The sequence below is a fragment of the Luteimonas sp. e5 genome (assembly GCF_054031035.1).
The window spans coordinates 15,810-32,149 of the sequence record NZ_JBSTRX010000004.1 but is presented as its reverse complement, the minus strand read 5'-3'; the positions used below and the strand labels follow the sequence as shown (position 1 = coordinate 32,149).

Below are 16,340 nucleotides of genomic sequence, written 5' to 3'. Positions count from 1 at the left end.
CCTCAGGCGCGACGCGCCTCGTGCACCCCGGGCAGGCCGTCGAGCTTGGCCAGCAGCTGTGACAACTGTTCGAAGTCGCGCACCTCGACGCCGACCAGCACCCGTTGCAGGCCGTCGCGCGCCACGCCATCGGCGCGGATCGAACTGACCATGATGTTTTCCTGCGCGATCAGGTTGCTGAGGTCGCGCAGCATGCCCTTGCGATCCAGCGCGTCGATGCGGATTTGCACCTGTTGCCGCGCCGCGGCATCGCCCCAATCCACCGGCAACAGGCGCTCGGGATCGGCGGCGGCCATGCGTTTTAGCGCGGCGCAATTGGCGCGATGCAGCGACAGTCCACGGCTGCGGGTGAGGTAGCCGGCCACCGCCTCGCCCGGCAACGGCTGGCAGCAACGCGCGATGTGCACCAGCAGATTGTCCACGCCGGCCACGCTGACTCCGGTTGGTGCTCGCGTTCTGCGTGGTGCCGGCGCCTGCGGCAGCGCTTCCTCCGCCGGCTGCCCGGCCCGGCGCGCTTCGTTCAGCGCACGCACCACCTGGGTCGGCCCGATCTCGCCCAGTGCCACCTTGATCTGCAGCTCGCCGACATCGGCCAGCTGGAACTGCGTCAGGGCCGGCGCCAGATCGGCGTCGGCCAAGCCCATGCGCTTGAGTTCACGCTCGATGATCTCGCGCCCGGCCTGCTGGTTGCGTTCGCGGTCGAGACGACGGAACCAGACCCGCACCTTCTCCCGCGCGCGCGCACTGGCGAGGAAGCGGTTGCCCGGCAGCAACCAGTCACGGCGCGGCTCGTCATGTTTGCCGACCAGCACCTCGACCCGTTCGCCGGTGGCCAGCTTGTGATCCAGCGGCACGATGCGCCCGTCTACCTTGGCCCCGCGACAGCGGTGGCCGATATCGGTATGCACGCGGTAGGCAAAATCCAGCGGCGTGGCACCGGCCGGCAGATCGATCACCTGCCCCTTCGGTGTCAGTGCATAGACACGGTCCTCGACCAGCTCCTGGTCGAGGTCGTCGCGCAGTGCGGCATCCCCCTCCTCGCTCGCGGCATCGAGCAGGCGCCGCATCCACGCCACCTTGCGCTCCAGTGCGGCATCGCCGGCACCGCCTTCCTTGTAGCGCCAGTGCGCGGCGACGCCCATTTCCGCATGCTCATGCATTTCGCGGGTACGGATCTGCACCTCGACCACCTTGCCCTCGGGGCCGACCACGCAGGTATGCAGGGAGCGGTAGTCATTGGCCTTGGGCCGCGCGATGTAATCATCGAATTCGCCGGGCACCGGCATCCACAGCGCGTGCACCAGGCCAAGCACGGCATAGCACTCGGCGGTGTCCTCGACCAGCACGCGCACCGCACGCAGGTCGTGCAGCCCTTCGAAGGGCAGGTTCTTGCGCTGCATCTTGCGCCAGATGCTGTACAGGTGCTTGGGGCGCCCGGCGATGTCGGCCTTGATGCCCTGTACGCCCAGTGCGCGTTCCAGCTCGCGCTTGACGATGTCGATGTAACGCTCGCGGCCGGCGCGGGTATCGTCCAGCAGGCGCGCGATGCGCCGGTAGGCCTCGGGTTCGAGCACGCGGAAGGCGAGATCCTCCAGCTCCCATTTCAGCTGCCAGATGCCGAGCCGGTTGGCCAATGGCGCGTGGATGTCACGGGTCAGGCGCGCCAATCGAGTGGCCTGTGTCGTCGTGCCCTCGGCGTTGGCGGCGGTGCGCAGACGCAACAGGTGGCGCACCAGCAGCACCGGCACCACACGCAGGTCGCGACTCATCGCCAGCAACAGGCGACGCAGGCCCTCGGGATTGCCGCGCCCGTCCTGTTCGGCGTGCAGGGCGCTGACCTGGGTTTCGGCATCCAACCCTTCGAGCAGGTCGCGGATGCCCGGCGCAGGCACCTCCCCGGGCGGCAGCGCCGATACCCCGCCGGCGACATCCAGCAGCACGGCCGCCAGCATCTGGCCATCGGCGTTGAGCGCGGCCAGCTGTTGCATCGCCGCACCCGCCTCGCGCACCACGACCGGGGCCAGCGTGGCCGGCAACACGCGCTGCAGCCACTCGCGCAGTTCGACGTCAATGGCCGTCGCGGCGGGCGTTTGCAGCAGTTCGGCGATGGAGGACGGGGCAGACAAATCGGTGAGGGAAGAGGGTCGCACCACGGCGAACCGATATCGCTACACTACCGCCACATCCTGCGATTGGAAGCCCCATGCGCCTGTCGATGCTCGCACTTCCACTGATTGCCGCACTCAGCCTGCCCGCCCTGGCGCAACAGGACGAGGCGCGCATGCCGATCGAACAGCAGATGAGCGCCGAGGAGTTCAAGGCCGCGGGCCTGGACAAGCTCTCGCCGGCGGAACTTGCCCGGCTGAACGCCTGGCTCGGCCGTACCGTGGCCGCGGAATCGCAGAAAGCGGTGGCCGAAGCACGCCGTGAAGAAACCACCCGCTCCGCGCGTGGCGGTTCACTGTTCGGCGGTGGCGGTACCGCATTCGAAGCCCGCCTGCAGGGCCGCTTCGAAGGCTTTGGCCGCGGCAAGCGCTACACCCTGGACAACGGCCAGGTGTGGGAGCAGATCGACGACACCACGATGTACGGCGTCAGGCTCGACAATCCCAGTGTGCAGCTCAAGCCCAGCCTGATCGGCAGTGCTTGGTACATGCGCGTGGACGGGCGTGCGGTCAACGCCAAGGTCAAGCGCATCAAGTAAGCCGCCGGCGCGCAGCCATGCGGCGCGTGCTCAGTCTTTCAGCGCATCACGCGCGGCCTGCCATTGCGCAATGCGCGTGGCGAGTTTTTTCGCCGACACTCCGCCCTTGGCGCCCAGTTCCTGGGCGTAGGTCGCCACGCGCAATTCCTCGAGGTCGCGACGCAACGCGCCGGCGGCGTGGTCATCACCTGCATCGGCCAGCGCGTCGACGAAGGGCTTGAGTTCGAGCATGCGCGCCTGGTCCTTGGCCGGGTCACGTTGCGCACGCTCGGCACGCAACGCCAAGGCACGCAGCCAGCGCGGATACTCCGCCAGCATCCCGGCATCCACCGTGCGCAGGAAACCCGGATAGACCAGCGTCCCCAGATGGGCCTGCATGTCGTCGAGGTTGCCGCTGGCCCAACCCATCAGTTCCGACTGCAACCCGGCACGCACCTCGGCGACCCGCTCGAGGATGGTTTCGGCCTGCTGCAGCCGTCGCATCGCCTCGGCGAACAGATGTTTGCCCACGCTCTCGACCAGGGCATCGAATCCCTCGCGGTCGCGTACTTCACGCAATGCCTCATCTCCGGCCAGGGCGACGAACGCACCTTCGACCAGGTCCTCGCGCAGGTCGTTGGCATCGGCCGCCCTGGGTTGGCGCAGGCGCTGCAACGCGGAGGGCGGCTGTTCGATGGCCGCATGCAGCAGGGCGACCCGCGCCTGCACCGGCAATTGCCGGCGCGCCTGCTTGAACCTGTCCGCCAGCGCCAGACGCAGCAGGCGCCGCACTCCGGACGGATGCGCGCGTGCGGCGACTTCGCGCTGCGCATGCACATGCAACGACACCGAATCACCCTCGTCATGCAAGGCGGGAAATGCCGGGATCCCGCCTTCGCCGCGCAGCTCGAGCGGGATCGGTCCGGCGGGAAATTCGAGCAGGCCCGCCTTCGCCATGCCGCTGCCGGCGCGTGCGGCGAAGGCGCGCTGCGCACGCGCGCCGAAGCGCGCCTGCAACCGCGCAAGATCGCGCGAGGTGGCGAGCACGTGGCGTCCCGTCTCGTCCTGCAATTGCAGCAGCATGCGGAAATGCGGCTCGATGTCGGCATCGGCGAAGTCGAGCGCGCTCACCTCGACTCCGCTCAAGCGCTGCAGGAAACGCGCCAGCACCGCTTCCATGGCATCGGCCTCGGGCCCGGGGTGGGCCTCGGCGAATGCACGCGCGAAGTCCGGTGCCGGCACGAAATTGCGGCGCAGGGCCTTGGGCAGTGCGCGGATCAGCGCGGCAGCCTTGTCGGCAACGAATCCCGGTGCCAGCCACGACAAGCGCGCCTCGTCCACGGCATTGAGCAAGTGCAAGGGCAGCACCAGGCTCATGCCGTCGTCGGCGGCACCCGGCTCGAAGCGATAACGCACCGCCAACCGCGCATCACCCAGCGCCAGCCACGGCGGGAAGCGCGCGGCGTCGGTTTCCTCGACCACCAGCAAATCCTCGCGGCGCCATTCCAGCGCCGCCTGCTGCGGTGGCGGCAGCCCCTTGAACCAGGCATCCAGTGCGCGCGCGTTGTGCACATGCGCAGGCAGGCGGTCGAGATACCACTGCGCCTGCCACTCCTCGTCCACCACCAGACCGGCGCGGCGCAGCTTGGCTTCTTCCTCCCTGGCCGCTGCCAGCGTCTTCAGATTGCGCGCGAGAAACGCGCAGCGGGTATTGATCTCGCCGCTCACCAACGCATCGCGCACGAAAATCTCGCGTGCTTCGGCGGGATGCAGCACCGCGTAATGCACCGGCTTCTTCGGTGCCAGCACCAGACCGAACAGACTCACCTGTTCGCTGCCCAGCACCCGGCCCTGCGCGCGCGACCAGCGCGGATCGTGCTGCCGCCGCGCGAGCAGGTGCGGCACTTCGCTGATCACCCATTCCGGGTCGATCGCGGCATTGGTGATCGCCCATACCTTCTCGGTATCGAGCAGGGTCGCCGACAACACCCACGGCGGCGGCTTGCGCGCCAGTGGCGAGGCCGGGAACAACTGGAAGCGGCGCCCTCGCGCACTTTGGTAGATGCCACGTTCAACCTGATGCCCGACCTGCGTCGGCAACCCGGCGATCAGCGCGCGGTGCAGGCGCGCGTAATCGACATGCGGTGCGACATCGCCTGCATCCGGCTGGGCAACCGGATCACGCACGTGCAGGTGCGAACCATCAGCCTCGGCCGTGCGTTGCCGGCGGCCGGTCGCACCCGCCGCGGGGTCGCGAACCGGCCCACTCGCCCAGCCCAGGTCTTCGCACTGCAGCTTGAGCTGGCGGTGCAGCTCACGCCATTCACGCAGGCGCAGGAAGCCGAGGAAGTGTTTTTCCGCCCATTTGCGCAACTGCGACTGGCTCAGCCGCTCATGCGCGAGGCGGAAGGCATGCCACAGCTTCCAGATGCCGATGAACTCGGACTTGGCATCGGCGAACGCGGCATGCGCCGCGTCGGCGGCGGCGCGCGCCTCGGCGGGCCGCTCGCGCGGATCCTGCACCCCGAGGAAGCTGGCAATGGCGAGCATTTCGTGCAGCACGCCGTGCTGCTGTGCGGCGATCAGCATGCGCGAGAGCTTCACGTCCACCGTCAGGCGTGCCATCTGGCGGCCGATCGCGGTGAGCCGGCGGTTCTCGTCGATCGCGCCAAGCTCGGCCAGTTGCTGCCAGCCGTCGGCGATGGCGCGTGGATCGGGCGGCTCCAGAAACGGGAACTTCTCGATTTCGCCGAGGCCGATCGCAAGCATGCGCAGGATCACCCCGGCCAGCGCCGAGCGGCGGATTTCGGGGTCGGTGAAGGCCGCGCGCGCCTGGAAGTCGACCTCCGCGTACAGGCGGATGCACACGCCATCGGCCACCCGCCCGCAGCGCCCCTTGCGCTGCTCGGCACTGGCCTGCGACACCGCTTCCACATGCAGCCGGTCCAGCTTCTGCCGCGGGCTGTAGCGCTTGACCCGCGCCAGCCCGGGATCGACCACGTAGCGGATGCGCGGCACCGTCAGCGACGTTTCCGCCACGTTGGTGGCGAGCACGATGCGGCGCCGGGTGCCGGGCCGGAACACCTTGTCCTGATCGCGCGCCGACAACCGCGCGTACAAGGGCACCACCTCGGTATGCCGGTAGCGGCGCCGCTCCAGCGCTTGGTGCGCATCACGGATTTCGCGCTCGCCGGGCAGGAACACCAAGGTGTCACCCAGGGGATTCTCGCGGGTGATCTCGTCGCAGGCGGCGACGATGCCCTCCAGCACGCTGCGCTCGCCGCCCTCTTCGCCCTCACCTTCGAGCGGCCGCCAACGCACCTCGACCGGATAGGTGCGCCCTTCCACCGTGACCACCGGCGCGTTGTCGAAGTGTTCGGCGAAACGCCCGGTGTCGATGGTGGCCGAGGTCACGATCAGCTTGAGATCCGGGCGGCGTGGCAGCAGTTGCTTGAGATAACCGAGCAGGAAATCGATGTTGAGGCTGCGCTCGTGCGCCTCGTCGATGATCAGCGTGTCGTAGCGCGACAGCCAGCGATCGGACTGGATCTCGGCGAGCAGGATGCCGTCGGTCATGAACTTGATCGCGGTGCGCTCGCCAACCTGCTCGTTGAAGCGCACCTGGAAGCCGACCGTCGCGCCCAGTGGCACTTCAAGCTCCTCGGCCACGCGCCGCGCCACCGAACGCGCGGCGATGCGTCGTGGCTGGGTGCAGCCGATCATCCCGGCCTGCCCGCGACCGGCCATCAGGCACAGCTTCGGCAACTGCGTGGTCTTGCCGCTGCCGGTTTCCCCGGCGACCACCACCACCTGGTGCCGGCGGATCAGTTCGACCAGCGCATCGGCATGTTCGGCGATCGGCAGATCCGCATTGATGCGCGCCTGCGGCAACTGCGCGGCACGCGCCTGGCGCTGCTCGAGCGAGGCCTGCAGGCGGCTGGCGAAGGCCTTGCGCCGTTCATCGTCCGCGGGCCTCGCCTTCCACTTCGACCACAAGCCGAGCAGGCGGCCACGATCCCGCGTCAACGCGTCGTCGATGGCGCGCCGGGCCTTGCGAAGCTCGTTGGCGGGCGAAGCAGGCATGCGCAGGAAATGGGGGCGAAAGCGCGGCAGGCAATCCCGCGCCGGGGTTCAATCCAGGCCGAAGGCGCGCTCCAGCACCGCCATGCGCACGGCGACGCCGTTGGCGACCTGGCGCAGGATGCGCGATTGCGCGCCATCGGCCACGTCGTCGCTGATCTCCACGCCGCGGTTCAGCGGGCCCGGATGCATCACGATGGCATCGGGCCGTGCCTTGGACAGGCGTGCCGCGGTGATGCCGAAATCACGGTGGTAGTCCTCCAGCGAGGGCACCAGGCCGTCCTGCATGCGCTCGCGCTGCAGACGCAGGGTCATCACCACATCAACGTCGGCGAGCGCGCGATCCAGATCCTGAGCGACTTCGCAGCCGGCCAGGCTGCCGTCATCGGGCAGCAGGGCTTCGGGGGCGCAGGCGCGCAGTTCGCCCACGCCGAGCGTGCGCAATGCGGTGATGTCGCTGCGCGCCACGCGGGAATGGCGGATGTCGCCGACGATCGCCACGCTGAGCCGGCTGAAGTCATCGCCTTTGGCCTGGCGGATGGTGAGCATGTCGAGCAGGCCCTGGGTGGGATGCTGATGACGGCCATCGCCGGCATTGATCAGCGCGGTGCCGGGCCCGGCCTCGGCCGCCAGCGCCGCCACCGCGCCTTCCTCGCGCGCACGCACGACGAACGCTTCGACGCCCATCGCCTCGATGTTCTTCAGCGTGTCGCGTGCGCTTTCGCCCTTGGTCGTGGATGAAGTGGCCGCCTCGAAGCCGAGCACGTCCGCCCCGAGGCGCTGCGCCGCGCGCTGGAAGCTGAGGCGGGTGCGCGTGGAGGGCTCGAAAAACAGCGTGCACACCGCGCGTCCGGCCAGCGGCCGCCCCGGGTCGGCACCCCCGGCCAGTTGCGCGGCGCGATCCAGCAGCGCCAGCATCCGCGCGCGGTCGAGTTCATCCAGGGACAGCAGGTGTCGGCGCATGTCAGGCTCCGCTCGTGCGTACATCGGTGTCAGCGGCCACATCGGCCAGCATGATCGCGCCCTCGGGCGCGGCCAGCCAGCGTTCGAGGATCACCGCGGCGGCCATCGCATCCAGCAGCTCGGCATCGCGGCGGCGACGCTGGCCTTCGGCGCGCTCATGCGCGAAGCGCTGCGCGGCTTCGATGCTGCTGCTGCGCTCGTCGACCAGCATCACCGGCAGGCCGAAGCGTGCGGCCAGTGCACGCGCGAACGCGTGCGCCCGTCGCTGCGCGGGCTGGCCTTCGCCCTCGAGGGTGAGCGGATCGCCGACGACGAAGCCGCCGGGCAGCCATTCACGGCGCAGGCGCTCCACCTGCTGCCAATCGGGCTCCCCTTCGCGCATGTCCAGCACGGCCAGCGGGCGCGCCGCGCCGCCGATGCGGCTGCCGACGGCCACGCCGGTACGCCGCGCGCCGACATCGAAGGCCAGCACCGTGGCATCGGCGCGCATGGGGTCAGGCCCGGCCGCTGTAATGGGTCATCTGCATCAGATTGACCCCGATCTTGCCCGCCGCGGCCATCCAGCGCTGCTCCAGCGGCAGGTTGAACAGCAACTCGCCATCGGCGGGTGCGGTCATCCAGCTGTTTTCGGCGATTTCCTGCTCCAGCTGTCCGGCGCCCCAGCCGGCACACCCCAACGCGACCAACGCGCGTTCCGGCCCCTGCCCGGCCGCCAGCGCTTCGAGCACGTCGCGCGAGGTGGTCAGGGCAAACCCGTTGGGCAGGCGGATGCTCGAATCCCAGGCCTTGTCGCCATCGTGCAGCACGAAGCCGCGCTCGGCATGCACCGGGCCGCCGGCCAGCACCGGGCGCTCCAGCAGTTCGGTCGCGCTGTTCGTGATGTCGATCTCGAGCTGCGAAAGCAGTTGGCCGATGCTGTATTCCGAGGCGCGATTGATCACGATGCCCATCGCTCCGTTGTCGTCGTGCTGGCAGATCAGGGTGACGGTGCGGGAGAAATTGGGATCGGACAGGCTCGGCAGCGCGATCAGCAGCTGCTGCGAGAGGGCGGAGGCGGAATCGGACATGCCCCGATTGTAGCGCCGTCCGCCATCCGGCCCCTGCGGCAGGACGTGCCCGTGCCCGCAGGCATGGGATCGCGTGCGACTCAGGGCTTGGCTTCGGCCACTTCGACCCCTTCCATGCCCTGGGCCAGGGTGCGCGCATCGCCGCTTTGCGCCAGCTTGATCTTGAGCCGCACCTCGTTGGCCGAGTCGGCATGGCGCAGCGCATCCTCGTAGCTGATCTCGCCGGCCATGTACAGCTCGAACAGGCTCTGGTCGAAGGTCTTCATGCCCAACTGGGTGGATTCCTTCATCACTTCCTTCAGCTTGTGGATCTCGCCGTCGCGGATGTAGTCCTGCACCAGCGGCGTACCGAGCAGGATCTCCAGCGCCACGCGGCGACCCTTGCCGTCGGCACGCGGGATCAGCTGCTGCGCGACCACGCCCTTGAGGTTGAGCGAGAGGTCCATCAGCAACTGGCTGCGGCGGTCTTCGGGGAAGAAGTTGATGATGCGGTCCATCGCCTGGTTGGCGTTGTTGGCGTGCAGCGTGCACAGCACCAGGTGGCCGGTTTCGGCGAAGGCGATGGCATGGTCCATGCCTTCGCGGGTGCGCACCTCGCCGATCATGATCACGTCCGGCGCCTGGCGCAGGGTGTTCTTCAGCGCGTTTTCCCAGCTGTCGGTGTCCACCCCGACCTCGCGCTGGGTGACGATGCAGCCCTCGTGGCGATGCACGAATTCGATCGGGTCCTCGATGGTGATGATGTGACCGGTCGAATTGCGGTTGCGGTAGCCGATCATCGCCGCCAGCGAGGTGGTCTTACCGGTGCCGGTGCCGCCGACGAAGATGATGATGCCGCGCTTGGTCATCGACAGCTGCTTGAGGATCGGCGGCAGGTTGAGCTCTTCGAAATCGGGGATGCGCGTTTCGATCCGGCGCAGCACCATGCCCACCTGGTTGCGCTGGTAGAACGCCGAGACGCGGAAGCGGCCGACGCCGGCCAGGCCGATCGCGAAGTTGCACTCGTGGGTCTTTTCGAACTCCTCGCGCTGCGGCGGGGTCATCACCGAGAGCACCAGGTCGCGGCTCTGCTGCGAGGTCAATGCCTCCTCGGTGACCGGGGTGATCTTGCCGTCGACCTTGAGCGAAGGCGGCATGCCGGCGGTGATGAACAAGTCCGAGGCGCGCTGGGCGGCCATCAGCTTGAGCAACGAGGTGAATTCGGTGGGCGTGGTCATCGGGAAAACTCCAGGCGGGCGGGACCGCGACTGACGCGGGTCATTCGAACAGACGCTTGTCCTTGGCATACTCGCGCGCCTGCTGGCGCGTCACCATGCTGCGCGCGACCAGTTCCTGCAGGTGCTGGTCCAGGGTCATCATGCCGTGCTGCTGACCGGTCTGGATCGCCGAATACATCTGCGCCACCTTGTCCTCGCGGATCAGGTTGCGGATGGCCGGGATGCCGACCATGATTTCCCAAGCGGCGGTACGTCCGCCGCCGACCTTCTTCAGCAGCGCCTGCGCAATCACCGCGCGCAGCGATTCGGACAGCATCGAGCGCACCATCGGCTTCTCGCCGGCGGGAAACACGTCGATGATGCGGTCGATGGTCTTGGCCGCGGAACTGGTGTGCAAGGTGCCGAACACCAGGTGCCCGGTTTCGGCCGCAGTCAGAGCCAGACGGATGGTTTCCAGGTCGCGCAACTCGCCGACCAGGATGTAGTCGGGATCCTCGCGCAGCGCCGAGCGCAGCGCCTCATTGAAGCCATGCGTGTCGCGGTGCACCTCGCGCTGGTTGATCAGGCACTTCTGCGAGGTGTGCACGAATTCGATCGGGTCCTCGACCGAGAGGATGTGGCCGTATTCGTTCTTGTTGATGTGGTCGAGCATCGCCGCCAGCGTGGTCGACTTGCCCGAACCGGTCGGCCCGGTGACCAGAATCAGGCCCTGCGGCTGGTTGATCAGGTCGCGGAAGATCGGCGGACAGCCGAGCTGGTCCAGCGTCAACACTTCCGAGGGAATGGTGCGGAACACCGCGCCGGCGCCGCGGTTCTGGTTGAAGGCGTTGACGCGGAAGCGCGCCAGGCCCGGGATCTCGAACGAGAAGTCGGTTTCCAGAAACTCCTCGAAATCGCGCCGCTGCTTGTCCGACATGATGTCGTAGATCAGCGCATGCACGGTCTTGTGTTCCAGCGGCGGAATATTGATGCGGCGCACGTCACCATCGACGCGGATCATCGGCGGCAGGCCGGCCGACAGGTGCAGGTCGGACGCCTTGTTCTTGACCGAAAAGGCCAGCAGTTCAGCGATATCCATCTTGGCTTGGTGTCCCCTTGGCGAAATGCCGGCTCCCCGCGGCGGCAACGGGCAGAATACCCATATCGCCCGATTTTGGCACACGCGCGTTGCCGGCGCCCTGCCTGATCGATACTGCCCTGCCCCGACACAGCGAGGCCGATGATGTCACCAGCCAACGATACACCCCCCCATGCACTGCCCGTCACTGCCTTCATCGGCGGCGGCAACATGGCGCGCAGCCTGGTCGGCGGCCTGGTGACCAGTGGCGCGGCACCTTCCATGGTTCGCGTCGCCGAGCCGGTCGAGGAATTGCGCCACGCCCTGCACGCGGACTTCGGCGTGCAGGTATTCGCCGAGGCCGGGGCCGCGGCCCTCGATGCGGCGACCTGGGTGCTGGCGGTCAAACCGCAGGTGCTGCACGAGGTCTGCACCACGCTCGCCCCGCTCGCGCAGCGGCAGCGCCCGCTGGTGGTATCGATCGCCGCCGGCATCACCAGTGCCCAGATCGAGCGCTGGCTGGGTGGCGACATCGCGGTGGTGCGCTGCATGCCCAACACCCCGGCCCTGCTCGGCGCCGGGGTCACCGGCATGCACGCCAATGCACGGGTCGATGCAGCCGGCTGCGCGATCGCCGACGCCCTGCTCGCCAGTGCCGGTGAAACCGTGTGGATCGATGACGAAGCGCTGATGGATGCAGTGACCGCGGTTTCCGGCAGCGGCCCGGCCTACGTGTTCCTACTCGCCGAAGCGCTGCAGGCCGCAGGCGAGGCCGAAGGCCTGGAGGCTGAAGCCGCGCGCACGCTGACCGTGCATACGCTGCTCGGCGCGGCACGCATGCTGACGCATGACGACACGCCCGCGGCCGAACTGCGACGCCGGGTGACCTCGCCCAATGGCACCACCCAGGCGGCGATCGAAAGTTTCGAGGCCGACGGTTTCCGCCAGATCGTCGCGCGCGCGGTCGCCGCCGCGCGCCGCCGCGGGGCGGAACTCGCCGCAAGCCAGGAGTGAATCGCATGCAGCGTTCTCGCCTCACATGCCTTGCCAGCCTCGGCCTGATCGCGCTGCTGGCCGCCTGCCAGCGCACGCCGGCACCGCAGCCGGCAGCGGCCGTCACGGCCAATGCGCCGGGCCAGGCCGCCGAGGCCAGCCTTGGCGGCATCCGCCTGCAGGCACGCCTGGTGCGCAGCAGTGATCTGGGCGCGGCGATGGCCACGCGCTATCGCATCGAACGCGATGACGCCTCGTGGCTGTTGCTGCTCTCGCCACGTGATGCACAGGGCGATGCGGTCGATACCGCCGGCCTGCAGCTCGAAGCACGCGCCGGTGGGCTCGCCGAGACACCGCAGCCGATCGAACTGCGCGCGGTCGAGGTCGAAGGCTTCACCGATCTGATCGGCGTGGTGCGCGCACGGGCACCGCAGACCCTGCGCGTGGAAATCGATGCCCGCCACGGCACGGCGCGCGCGGAAATGCGTTTCAGCCGCGAATTGCCCAAGCGCTGAGCCGGATCAGCGCGGCGCCTTGGCCCAGGCCGCGATCAGGCGGTGCAAGGCTTGCACGCCCTCGGTCAGTGCGGCAGGGCCCGGCTGCAGGATCAATGGCGACTTGATTTCATGCAGCCAGCCGTCGCGCACCGCCGGCACCGCACCCCAGCCCGGCCGCGCGGCGACCTTGTCCGGCCGGAACTTCTTGCCGCACCATGAGCCGAAGATGATGTCCGGAGCGCGGCGCACGACCTCGTCCGCGTCTTCGAGGATGCGCTGGCGCGCCAGTGGCTCGGCGGCGCGCTCGGGGAAAATGTCGTCGCCACCGGCGATCGTGATCAGCTCGCTGACCCAGCGGATGCCGGTGATCGGCGGGTCGTCCCACTCTTCGAAATACACCCGTGGCCGACGCGGCAAGGCCGCCGCGGATGCGGCGATCGCCTCCAGTCCGCGCTGCAGCTCATCGGCATGGTCTTCGGCACGCGCGGCGGCGCCGACCAAGGCACCCAAGCGACGGATGTAGTCGAGGATGCCGGCGACACTGCGGTGATTGGCGATCCACACCTCCACCCCGTTGCGCACCAGCTCGGCGGCGATGTCGGCCTGGATGTCGGAAAACCCGATCGCCATGTCCGGCTTGAGGGCGAGGATCCGGTCGATCTTGGCCGAGGTGAAGGCACTGACCTTGGGCTTTTCCCGACGCGCGCGCGGCGGGCGCACGGTAAACCCGGAAATACCGACGATGCGCGCCTCCTCGCCCAGCGCGTACAGGGTTTCGGTCGGCTCCTCGGTGAGGCAGACGATGCGCCGCGGCCCGTTCATGCCGCGTCTCCGGCAAGCGCGAGCCGGGTTTCATCGACGAACACCGCCGGCACCCGCCATGGATGGTGGGGGAACACGCCTTGCTCGAGGATGCGTCGCAGGCGTGCTTCCTCGCGCGGCAGCATGAACTCGATGCGCACGCTGTCGACCTGCTGCAATTCGCCGGGCGCGCCGTGCGCCGCTTGCGCCGTTTCCGAGGCACGGAACTGTTCGACCACCTGCGGCATCCACCACAGGCCCTCGCTGTAACCACCCGCCTCGAGGCGGTCGGCAGCCAGAATGGCCGCACGCAATGCCGCGGCCTGCGCCGCAGGCACGCATACGCTGACCCGATAGACCGGCACCAGGCGCATCACGGATACAGCATGCGGCGTGACCAGATGCCGTCCGCGCCGCGCTCGTACAGCTCGCGCTGGTGCAGGCGGAAGCGTGCGCCGTACCAGAACTCGATCGCGCGCGGCCGCACGCGGGTGCCGGACCAGTCGGCGGGCCGTGGCACCTCACGTCCCTCGAACTCGCGCTCGAAATGGGCGATGCGCTGCTCGAACACCTCGCGCGCCTCGAGCGTGCGCGACTGCTCGGATGCCCAGGCACCGATCTGGCTCAGGCGCGGGCGGCTGGCGAAATAAGCATCGGCTTCGGCATCGCTGACGCGCTCGACGTCACCCTCGATGCGCACCTCGACTCCGGCCTCGCCCAGATGCGGCCACCAGAACAGCAGCGCCGCCTGCGGATTGGCTGCCAGCTCGGCGCCCTTGCGTCCGTCGGTATGGCTGTAGAACACGAAGCCGCGTGTATCGAACTCCTTGAGCAGCACGATCCGCGCTGCCGGGCGTCCGGCGGCATCGGCGGTGGCCAGGGTCATCCCGGTGGCTTCGGTCTCACGCTCGCGGGCCTCGGCGAAGAGGCCGGCAAAGGTGTCGATGGCGTGCTGCAGCAGCGGGTCGGTATCCATGCCGGCATTGTCGCCGCTGACGCCGCTGCGCGCACCCGCCGCGGCTTACTCGACGATGAAGGTGATGCGCAGGTTGACCCGCCACTCCTTGACGCTGCCATCGGCATTGGTCACCACCTTGATTTCGTTGACCCAGGCACCCTGGATGTTCTTCACCGTCTCCGATGCCTTGGCAAGGCCGTGCTTGACGGCATCTTCCATGCTGGTGGCGGATGCGGCATTGAGTTCGATGACCTTGGCGACAGACATGAGTTGCTCCTTATCAATCGGGATGAACGCGGCAATGCGCCGCGCGTCCATGCTGCCGGAGGCCACGTTAAATCGCTGTAGGATGCAGCCATGGATACCGCCGCCAACCTGCTGCTGGTCGGTTCGATGGGCGCCGGCAAGACGTCCATCGGCAAGCGCCTGGCCGAGCTGCTGGCGATGCGCTTCGTCGATGCCGACCGCGAGCTGGAAGCCCGCACCGGTGCCAGCGTGGCCGACATCTTCGCCTATGAGGGCGAAGCCGGCTTCCGTCGCCGCGAGACGGCACTGCTGGCCGATCTGCTGGAGCACCACAAGGGCCTGCTGATCGCCAGCGGCGGCGGCGCGGTGCTGGCCGCCGAGAACCGGCGGCGCATGGCCGAGCGCGCGTTCGTGGTGCACCTGGACGTGAGTGTCGACCAGCAACTGCGCCGGCTGGCGCGCGACCGCAGCCGGCCGCTGCTGCTGCGTGACGACCGCGAGGCGGCGCTGCGTGCACTCGCGGTACAGCGCGATCCGCTGTACGCCGCCGTGGCCGATCTACGTCTGGACACCGATGGCCTCAGCCCGGATCAGGCCTGCGCCGCGCTGCTGCCCCTGCTGCCTTGCAAATGGCGACACCAGGCGGCATGAGCATGGCGCTGCGGATCGAAGTCGGCGGCGCCGTGCCGTACGACATCCATGTCGGCAGCGGCTTGCTCGACAACCCCGCCCTGCTCGCCGCCACCTGGCGCGGACGGCATGCACTGGTGGTCAGCGATGCCCACGTCGCGCCGCTGTACGGCACGCGGGTGCTGACAGCACTGCGCGACGCACGTCCGGATGCGCAGGTCGCGCTGCATGTGATCGAGGCCGGAGAGCAGGCCAAGACCCTGGACGGTTTCGCCGGGGTGATCGACGCGCTTGCCACCCTCGGCGCCACCCGCGATGCCTGCATCTACGCCCTGGGAGGCGGCGTCGTCGGCGATCTGGCCGGCTTCGCCGCCGCCTGCTGGATGCGCGGCATCGACTGCGTGCAACTGCCGACCACGCTGCTGGCGATGGTCGACTCCTCGGTCGGCGGCAAGACCGCGGTGGACATCGCCGCCGGCAAGAACCTGGTCGGTGCCTTCCACGCCCCGCGCGCGGTGATCGCCGACACCCACACCCTCGCCAGCCTGCCGCCACGCGAGTTACGCGCGGGCCTGGCCGAAGTGGTCAAGTACGGTGCGATCTTCGATGCCGACTTCCTTTCCTGGCTGGAAACCCACAGCGAGGCCTTGCTGGCGTTGCAACCGGAGGCGCTGGGCGAGGCGATCGCGGTCAGCTGCCGGCACAAGGCGGCGGTGGTGGAACGTGATCCGTTCGAACGCGGCGAGCGCGCGTTGCTCAATTTCGGGCATACCTTCGGCCATGCGATCGAGGCCGAACAGGGCTTCGGTGGCCTCAATCACGGCGAAGCGGTGGCGGTCGGCATGCATCTGGCCGCGCGCCTGTCGGCGCGGCTGGGCATGGCCGACGAGGCCGCCGGTCGTCGGCTGGGCGAGCTGCTGGCAGCACTGGGCCTGCCGCTGGCGCTGCCCACGGGACTGCGGCCGGATGCGCTGCTCGAACGCATGCGCCTGGACAAGAAGAACGATGCGCGTGGCCTGCGCCTTGTGCTGTGGGACGCTCCGGGACGTGCGCGGGTGGTGCCCGGGGTGGGCGAAGACGCGGTGCGCGCGGTGCTCGAAGCCGCCTGAAACGCCGCTGCTCGGGCGGCGACAACGTCCATTCAGCTT

The 16,340-nt window shown here is 68.7% G+C and carries 16 protein-coding genes; 5 read left to right on the top strand and 11 right to left on the bottom strand.

Features of this window, described 5'->3' with window-relative positions; all coding sequences use genetic code 11:
* Positions 1 to 2: 2 nt before the first annotated feature.
* A complete protein-coding gene (locus ACW11F_RS11780; protein ID WP_456997245.1) occupies positions 3 to 1,988 on the bottom strand; it encodes a RelA/SpoT family protein in 1,986 nt (661 codons plus the stop codon).
* A 215-nt stretch (positions 1,989 to 2,203) separates the two neighbouring features.
* Between ACW11F_RS11780 and ACW11F_RS11775 the strand changes: the two genes are divergently transcribed.
* On the top strand, positions 2,204 to 2,704 hold the full coding sequence (locus ACW11F_RS11775) for a hypothetical protein (RefSeq protein ID WP_456997137.1): 501 nt from the start codon (positions 2,204 to 2,206) through the stop codon (positions 2,702 to 2,704).
* Between the two features lie 30 nt (positions 2,705 to 2,734).
* Here the strand turns inward: ACW11F_RS11775 and hrpA are convergent, their stop codons facing one another.
* The 6 genes from hrpA to ACW11F_RS11745 all read right to left on the bottom strand — a co-directional run bounded on the left by hrpA (position 2,735) and on the right by ACW11F_RS11745 (position 11,088).
* Positions 2,735 to 6,766: an ATP-dependent RNA helicase HrpA gene (hrpA, locus tag ACW11F_RS11770; RefSeq protein WP_456997136.1), complete on the bottom strand. Its 4,032-nt coding sequence runs from the start codon at positions 6,764 to 6,766 to the stop codon at positions 2,735 to 2,737.
* A gap of 48 nt (positions 6,767 to 6,814) precedes the next feature.
* Positions 6,815 to 7,726 (bottom strand): aspartate carbamoyltransferase catalytic subunit, encoded by a 912-nt coding sequence (locus tag ACW11F_RS11765; protein ID WP_456997135.1) that lies wholly within the window; start codon positions 7,724 to 7,726, stop codon positions 6,815 to 6,817.
* Position 7,727: 1 nt separating this feature from the next.
* The gene (ruvX, locus tag ACW11F_RS11760) at positions 7,728 to 8,216 is read right to left on the bottom strand and encodes a Holliday junction resolvase RuvX (protein WP_456997134.1); all 489 of its coding nucleotides are present in this window, start codon (positions 8,214 to 8,216) and stop codon (positions 7,728 to 7,730) included.
* A 4-nt stretch (positions 8,217 to 8,220) separates the two neighbouring features.
* The gene (locus ACW11F_RS11755) at positions 8,221 to 8,793 is read right to left on the bottom strand and encodes a YqgE/AlgH family protein (protein ID WP_456997133.1); all 573 of its coding nucleotides are present in this window, start codon (positions 8,791 to 8,793) and stop codon (positions 8,221 to 8,223) included.
* 80 nt (positions 8,794 to 8,873) lie between these two features.
* Positions 8,874 to 10,010: a PilT/PilU family type 4a pilus ATPase gene (locus ACW11F_RS11750; RefSeq protein WP_456997132.1), complete on the bottom strand. Its 1,137-nt coding sequence runs from the start codon at positions 10,008 to 10,010 to the stop codon at positions 8,874 to 8,876.
* Between the two features lie 40 nt (positions 10,011 to 10,050).
* Entirely contained in the window at positions 10,051 to 11,088 is a 1,038-nt protein-coding gene (locus ACW11F_RS11745) for a type IV pilus twitching motility protein PilT (RefSeq protein ID WP_456997131.1), read from the bottom strand.
* 141 nt (positions 11,089 to 11,229) lie between these two features.
* Between ACW11F_RS11745 and proC the strand changes: the two genes are divergently transcribed.
* Both proC and ACW11F_RS11735 read left to right on the top strand, forming a co-directional pair.
* Positions 11,230 to 12,081 carry a pyrroline-5-carboxylate reductase gene (proC, locus tag ACW11F_RS11740; RefSeq protein WP_456997130.1) on the top strand — a complete coding sequence of 284 codons (852 nt, stop codon included), beginning with the start codon at positions 11,230 to 11,232 and terminating at the stop codon, positions 12,079 to 12,081.
* Positions 12,082 to 12,086: 5 nt separating this feature from the next.
* Positions 12,087 to 12,575, top strand: coding sequence for a DUF4426 domain-containing protein (locus tag ACW11F_RS11735; protein WP_456997129.1), 489 nt, complete (start codon positions 12,087 to 12,089; stop codon positions 12,573 to 12,575).
* A gap of 6 nt (positions 12,576 to 12,581) precedes the next feature.
* Here the strand turns inward: ACW11F_RS11735 and ACW11F_RS11730 are convergent, their stop codons facing one another.
* From ACW11F_RS11730 to ACW11F_RS11715, 4 genes are read right to left on the bottom strand one after another with little or no spacing between them, the layout of a single operon-like run.
* Positions 12,582 to 13,379: an ABC transporter substrate-binding protein gene (locus ACW11F_RS11730; RefSeq protein ID WP_456997128.1), complete on the bottom strand. Its 798-nt coding sequence runs from the start codon at positions 13,377 to 13,379 to the stop codon at positions 12,582 to 12,584.
* Positions 13,376 to 13,732, bottom strand: coding sequence for a hypothetical protein (locus ACW11F_RS11725; RefSeq protein ID WP_456997126.1), 357 nt, complete (start codon positions 13,730 to 13,732; stop codon positions 13,376 to 13,378). The genes ACW11F_RS11730 and ACW11F_RS11725 overlap by 4 nt, the downstream gene beginning before the upstream one ends.
* Positions 13,732 to 14,334 carry a pyridoxamine 5'-phosphate oxidase gene (pdxH, locus tag ACW11F_RS11720; protein WP_456997125.1) on the bottom strand — a complete coding sequence of 201 codons (603 nt, stop codon included), beginning with the start codon at positions 14,332 to 14,334 and terminating at the stop codon, positions 13,732 to 13,734. The genes ACW11F_RS11725 and pdxH overlap by 1 nt, the downstream gene beginning before the upstream one ends.
* 45 nt (positions 14,335 to 14,379) lie before the next feature.
* A complete protein-coding gene (locus tag ACW11F_RS11715) occupies positions 14,380 to 14,583 on the bottom strand; it encodes a dodecin family protein (RefSeq protein ID WP_456997124.1) in 204 nt (67 codons plus the stop codon).
* A 90-nt stretch (positions 14,584 to 14,673) separates the two neighbouring features.
* Here ACW11F_RS11715 and ACW11F_RS11710 point away from each other — a divergent pair, with 90 nt between their 5' ends.
* Together ACW11F_RS11710 and aroB are read left to right on the top strand one after the other, a co-directional pair.
* A complete protein-coding gene (locus tag ACW11F_RS11710; RefSeq protein WP_456997123.1) occupies positions 14,674 to 15,213 on the top strand; it encodes a shikimate kinase in 540 nt (179 codons plus the stop codon).
* A complete protein-coding gene (gene aroB, locus ACW11F_RS11705; RefSeq protein ID WP_456997122.1) occupies positions 15,210 to 16,301 on the top strand; it encodes a 3-dehydroquinate synthase in 1,092 nt (363 codons plus the stop codon). The genes ACW11F_RS11710 and aroB overlap by 4 nt, the downstream gene beginning before the upstream one ends.
* Positions 16,302 to 16,340: the final 39 nt, after the last annotated feature.

Bases quoted from the DNA above. Each gene is read 5' to 3' on its own strand.
- ACW11F_RS11780 (WP_456997245.1), bottom strand. From the start codon at position 1,988: ATGCAACAGCTGGCCGCGCTCAACGCCGATGGCCAGATGCTGGCGGCC.
- ACW11F_RS11775 (WP_456997137.1), top strand. From the start codon at position 2,204: ATGCGCCTGTCGATGCTCGCACTTCCACTGATTGCCGCACTCAGCCTG.
- hrpA (WP_456997136.1), bottom strand. From the start codon at position 6,766: ATGCCTGCTTCGCCCGCCAACGAGCTTCGCAAGGCCCGGCGCGCCATC.
- ACW11F_RS11765 (WP_456997135.1), bottom strand. From the start codon at position 7,726: ATGCGCCGACACCTGCTGTCCCTGGATGAACTCGACCGCGCGCGGATG.
- ruvX (WP_456997134.1), bottom strand. From the start codon at position 8,216: ATGCGCGCCGATGCCACGGTGCTGGCCTTCGATGTCGGCGCGCGGCGT.
- ACW11F_RS11755 (WP_456997133.1), bottom strand. From the start codon at position 8,793: ATGTCCGATTCCGCCTCCGCCCTCTCGCAGCAGCTGCTGATCGCGCTG.
- ACW11F_RS11750 (WP_456997132.1), bottom strand. From the start codon at position 10,010: ATGACCACGCCCACCGAATTCACCTCGTTGCTCAAGCTGATGGCCGCC.
- ACW11F_RS11745 (WP_456997131.1), bottom strand. From the start codon at position 11,088: ATGGATATCGCTGAACTGCTGGCCTTTTCGGTCAAGAACAAGGCGTCC.
- proC (WP_456997130.1), top strand. From the start codon at position 11,230: ATGATGTCACCAGCCAACGATACACCCCCCCATGCACTGCCCGTCACT.
- ACW11F_RS11735 (WP_456997129.1), top strand. From the start codon at position 12,087: ATGCAGCGTTCTCGCCTCACATGCCTTGCCAGCCTCGGCCTGATCGCG.
- ACW11F_RS11730 (WP_456997128.1), bottom strand. From the start codon at position 13,379: ATGAACGGGCCGCGGCGCATCGTCTGCCTCACCGAGGAGCCGACCGAA.
- ACW11F_RS11725 (WP_456997126.1), bottom strand. From the start codon at position 13,732: ATGCGCCTGGTGCCGGTCTATCGGGTCAGCGTATGCGTGCCTGCGGCG.
- pdxH (WP_456997125.1), bottom strand. From the start codon at position 14,334: ATGGATACCGACCCGCTGCTGCAGCACGCCATCGACACCTTTGCCGGC.
- ACW11F_RS11715 (WP_456997124.1), bottom strand. From the start codon at position 14,583: ATGTCTGTCGCCAAGGTCATCGAACTCAATGCCGCATCCGCCACCAGC.
- ACW11F_RS11710 (WP_456997123.1), top strand. From the start codon at position 14,674: ATGGATACCGCCGCCAACCTGCTGCTGGTCGGTTCGATGGGCGCCGGC.
- aroB (WP_456997122.1), top strand. From the start codon at position 15,210: ATGAGCATGGCGCTGCGGATCGAAGTCGGCGGCGCCGTGCCGTACGAC.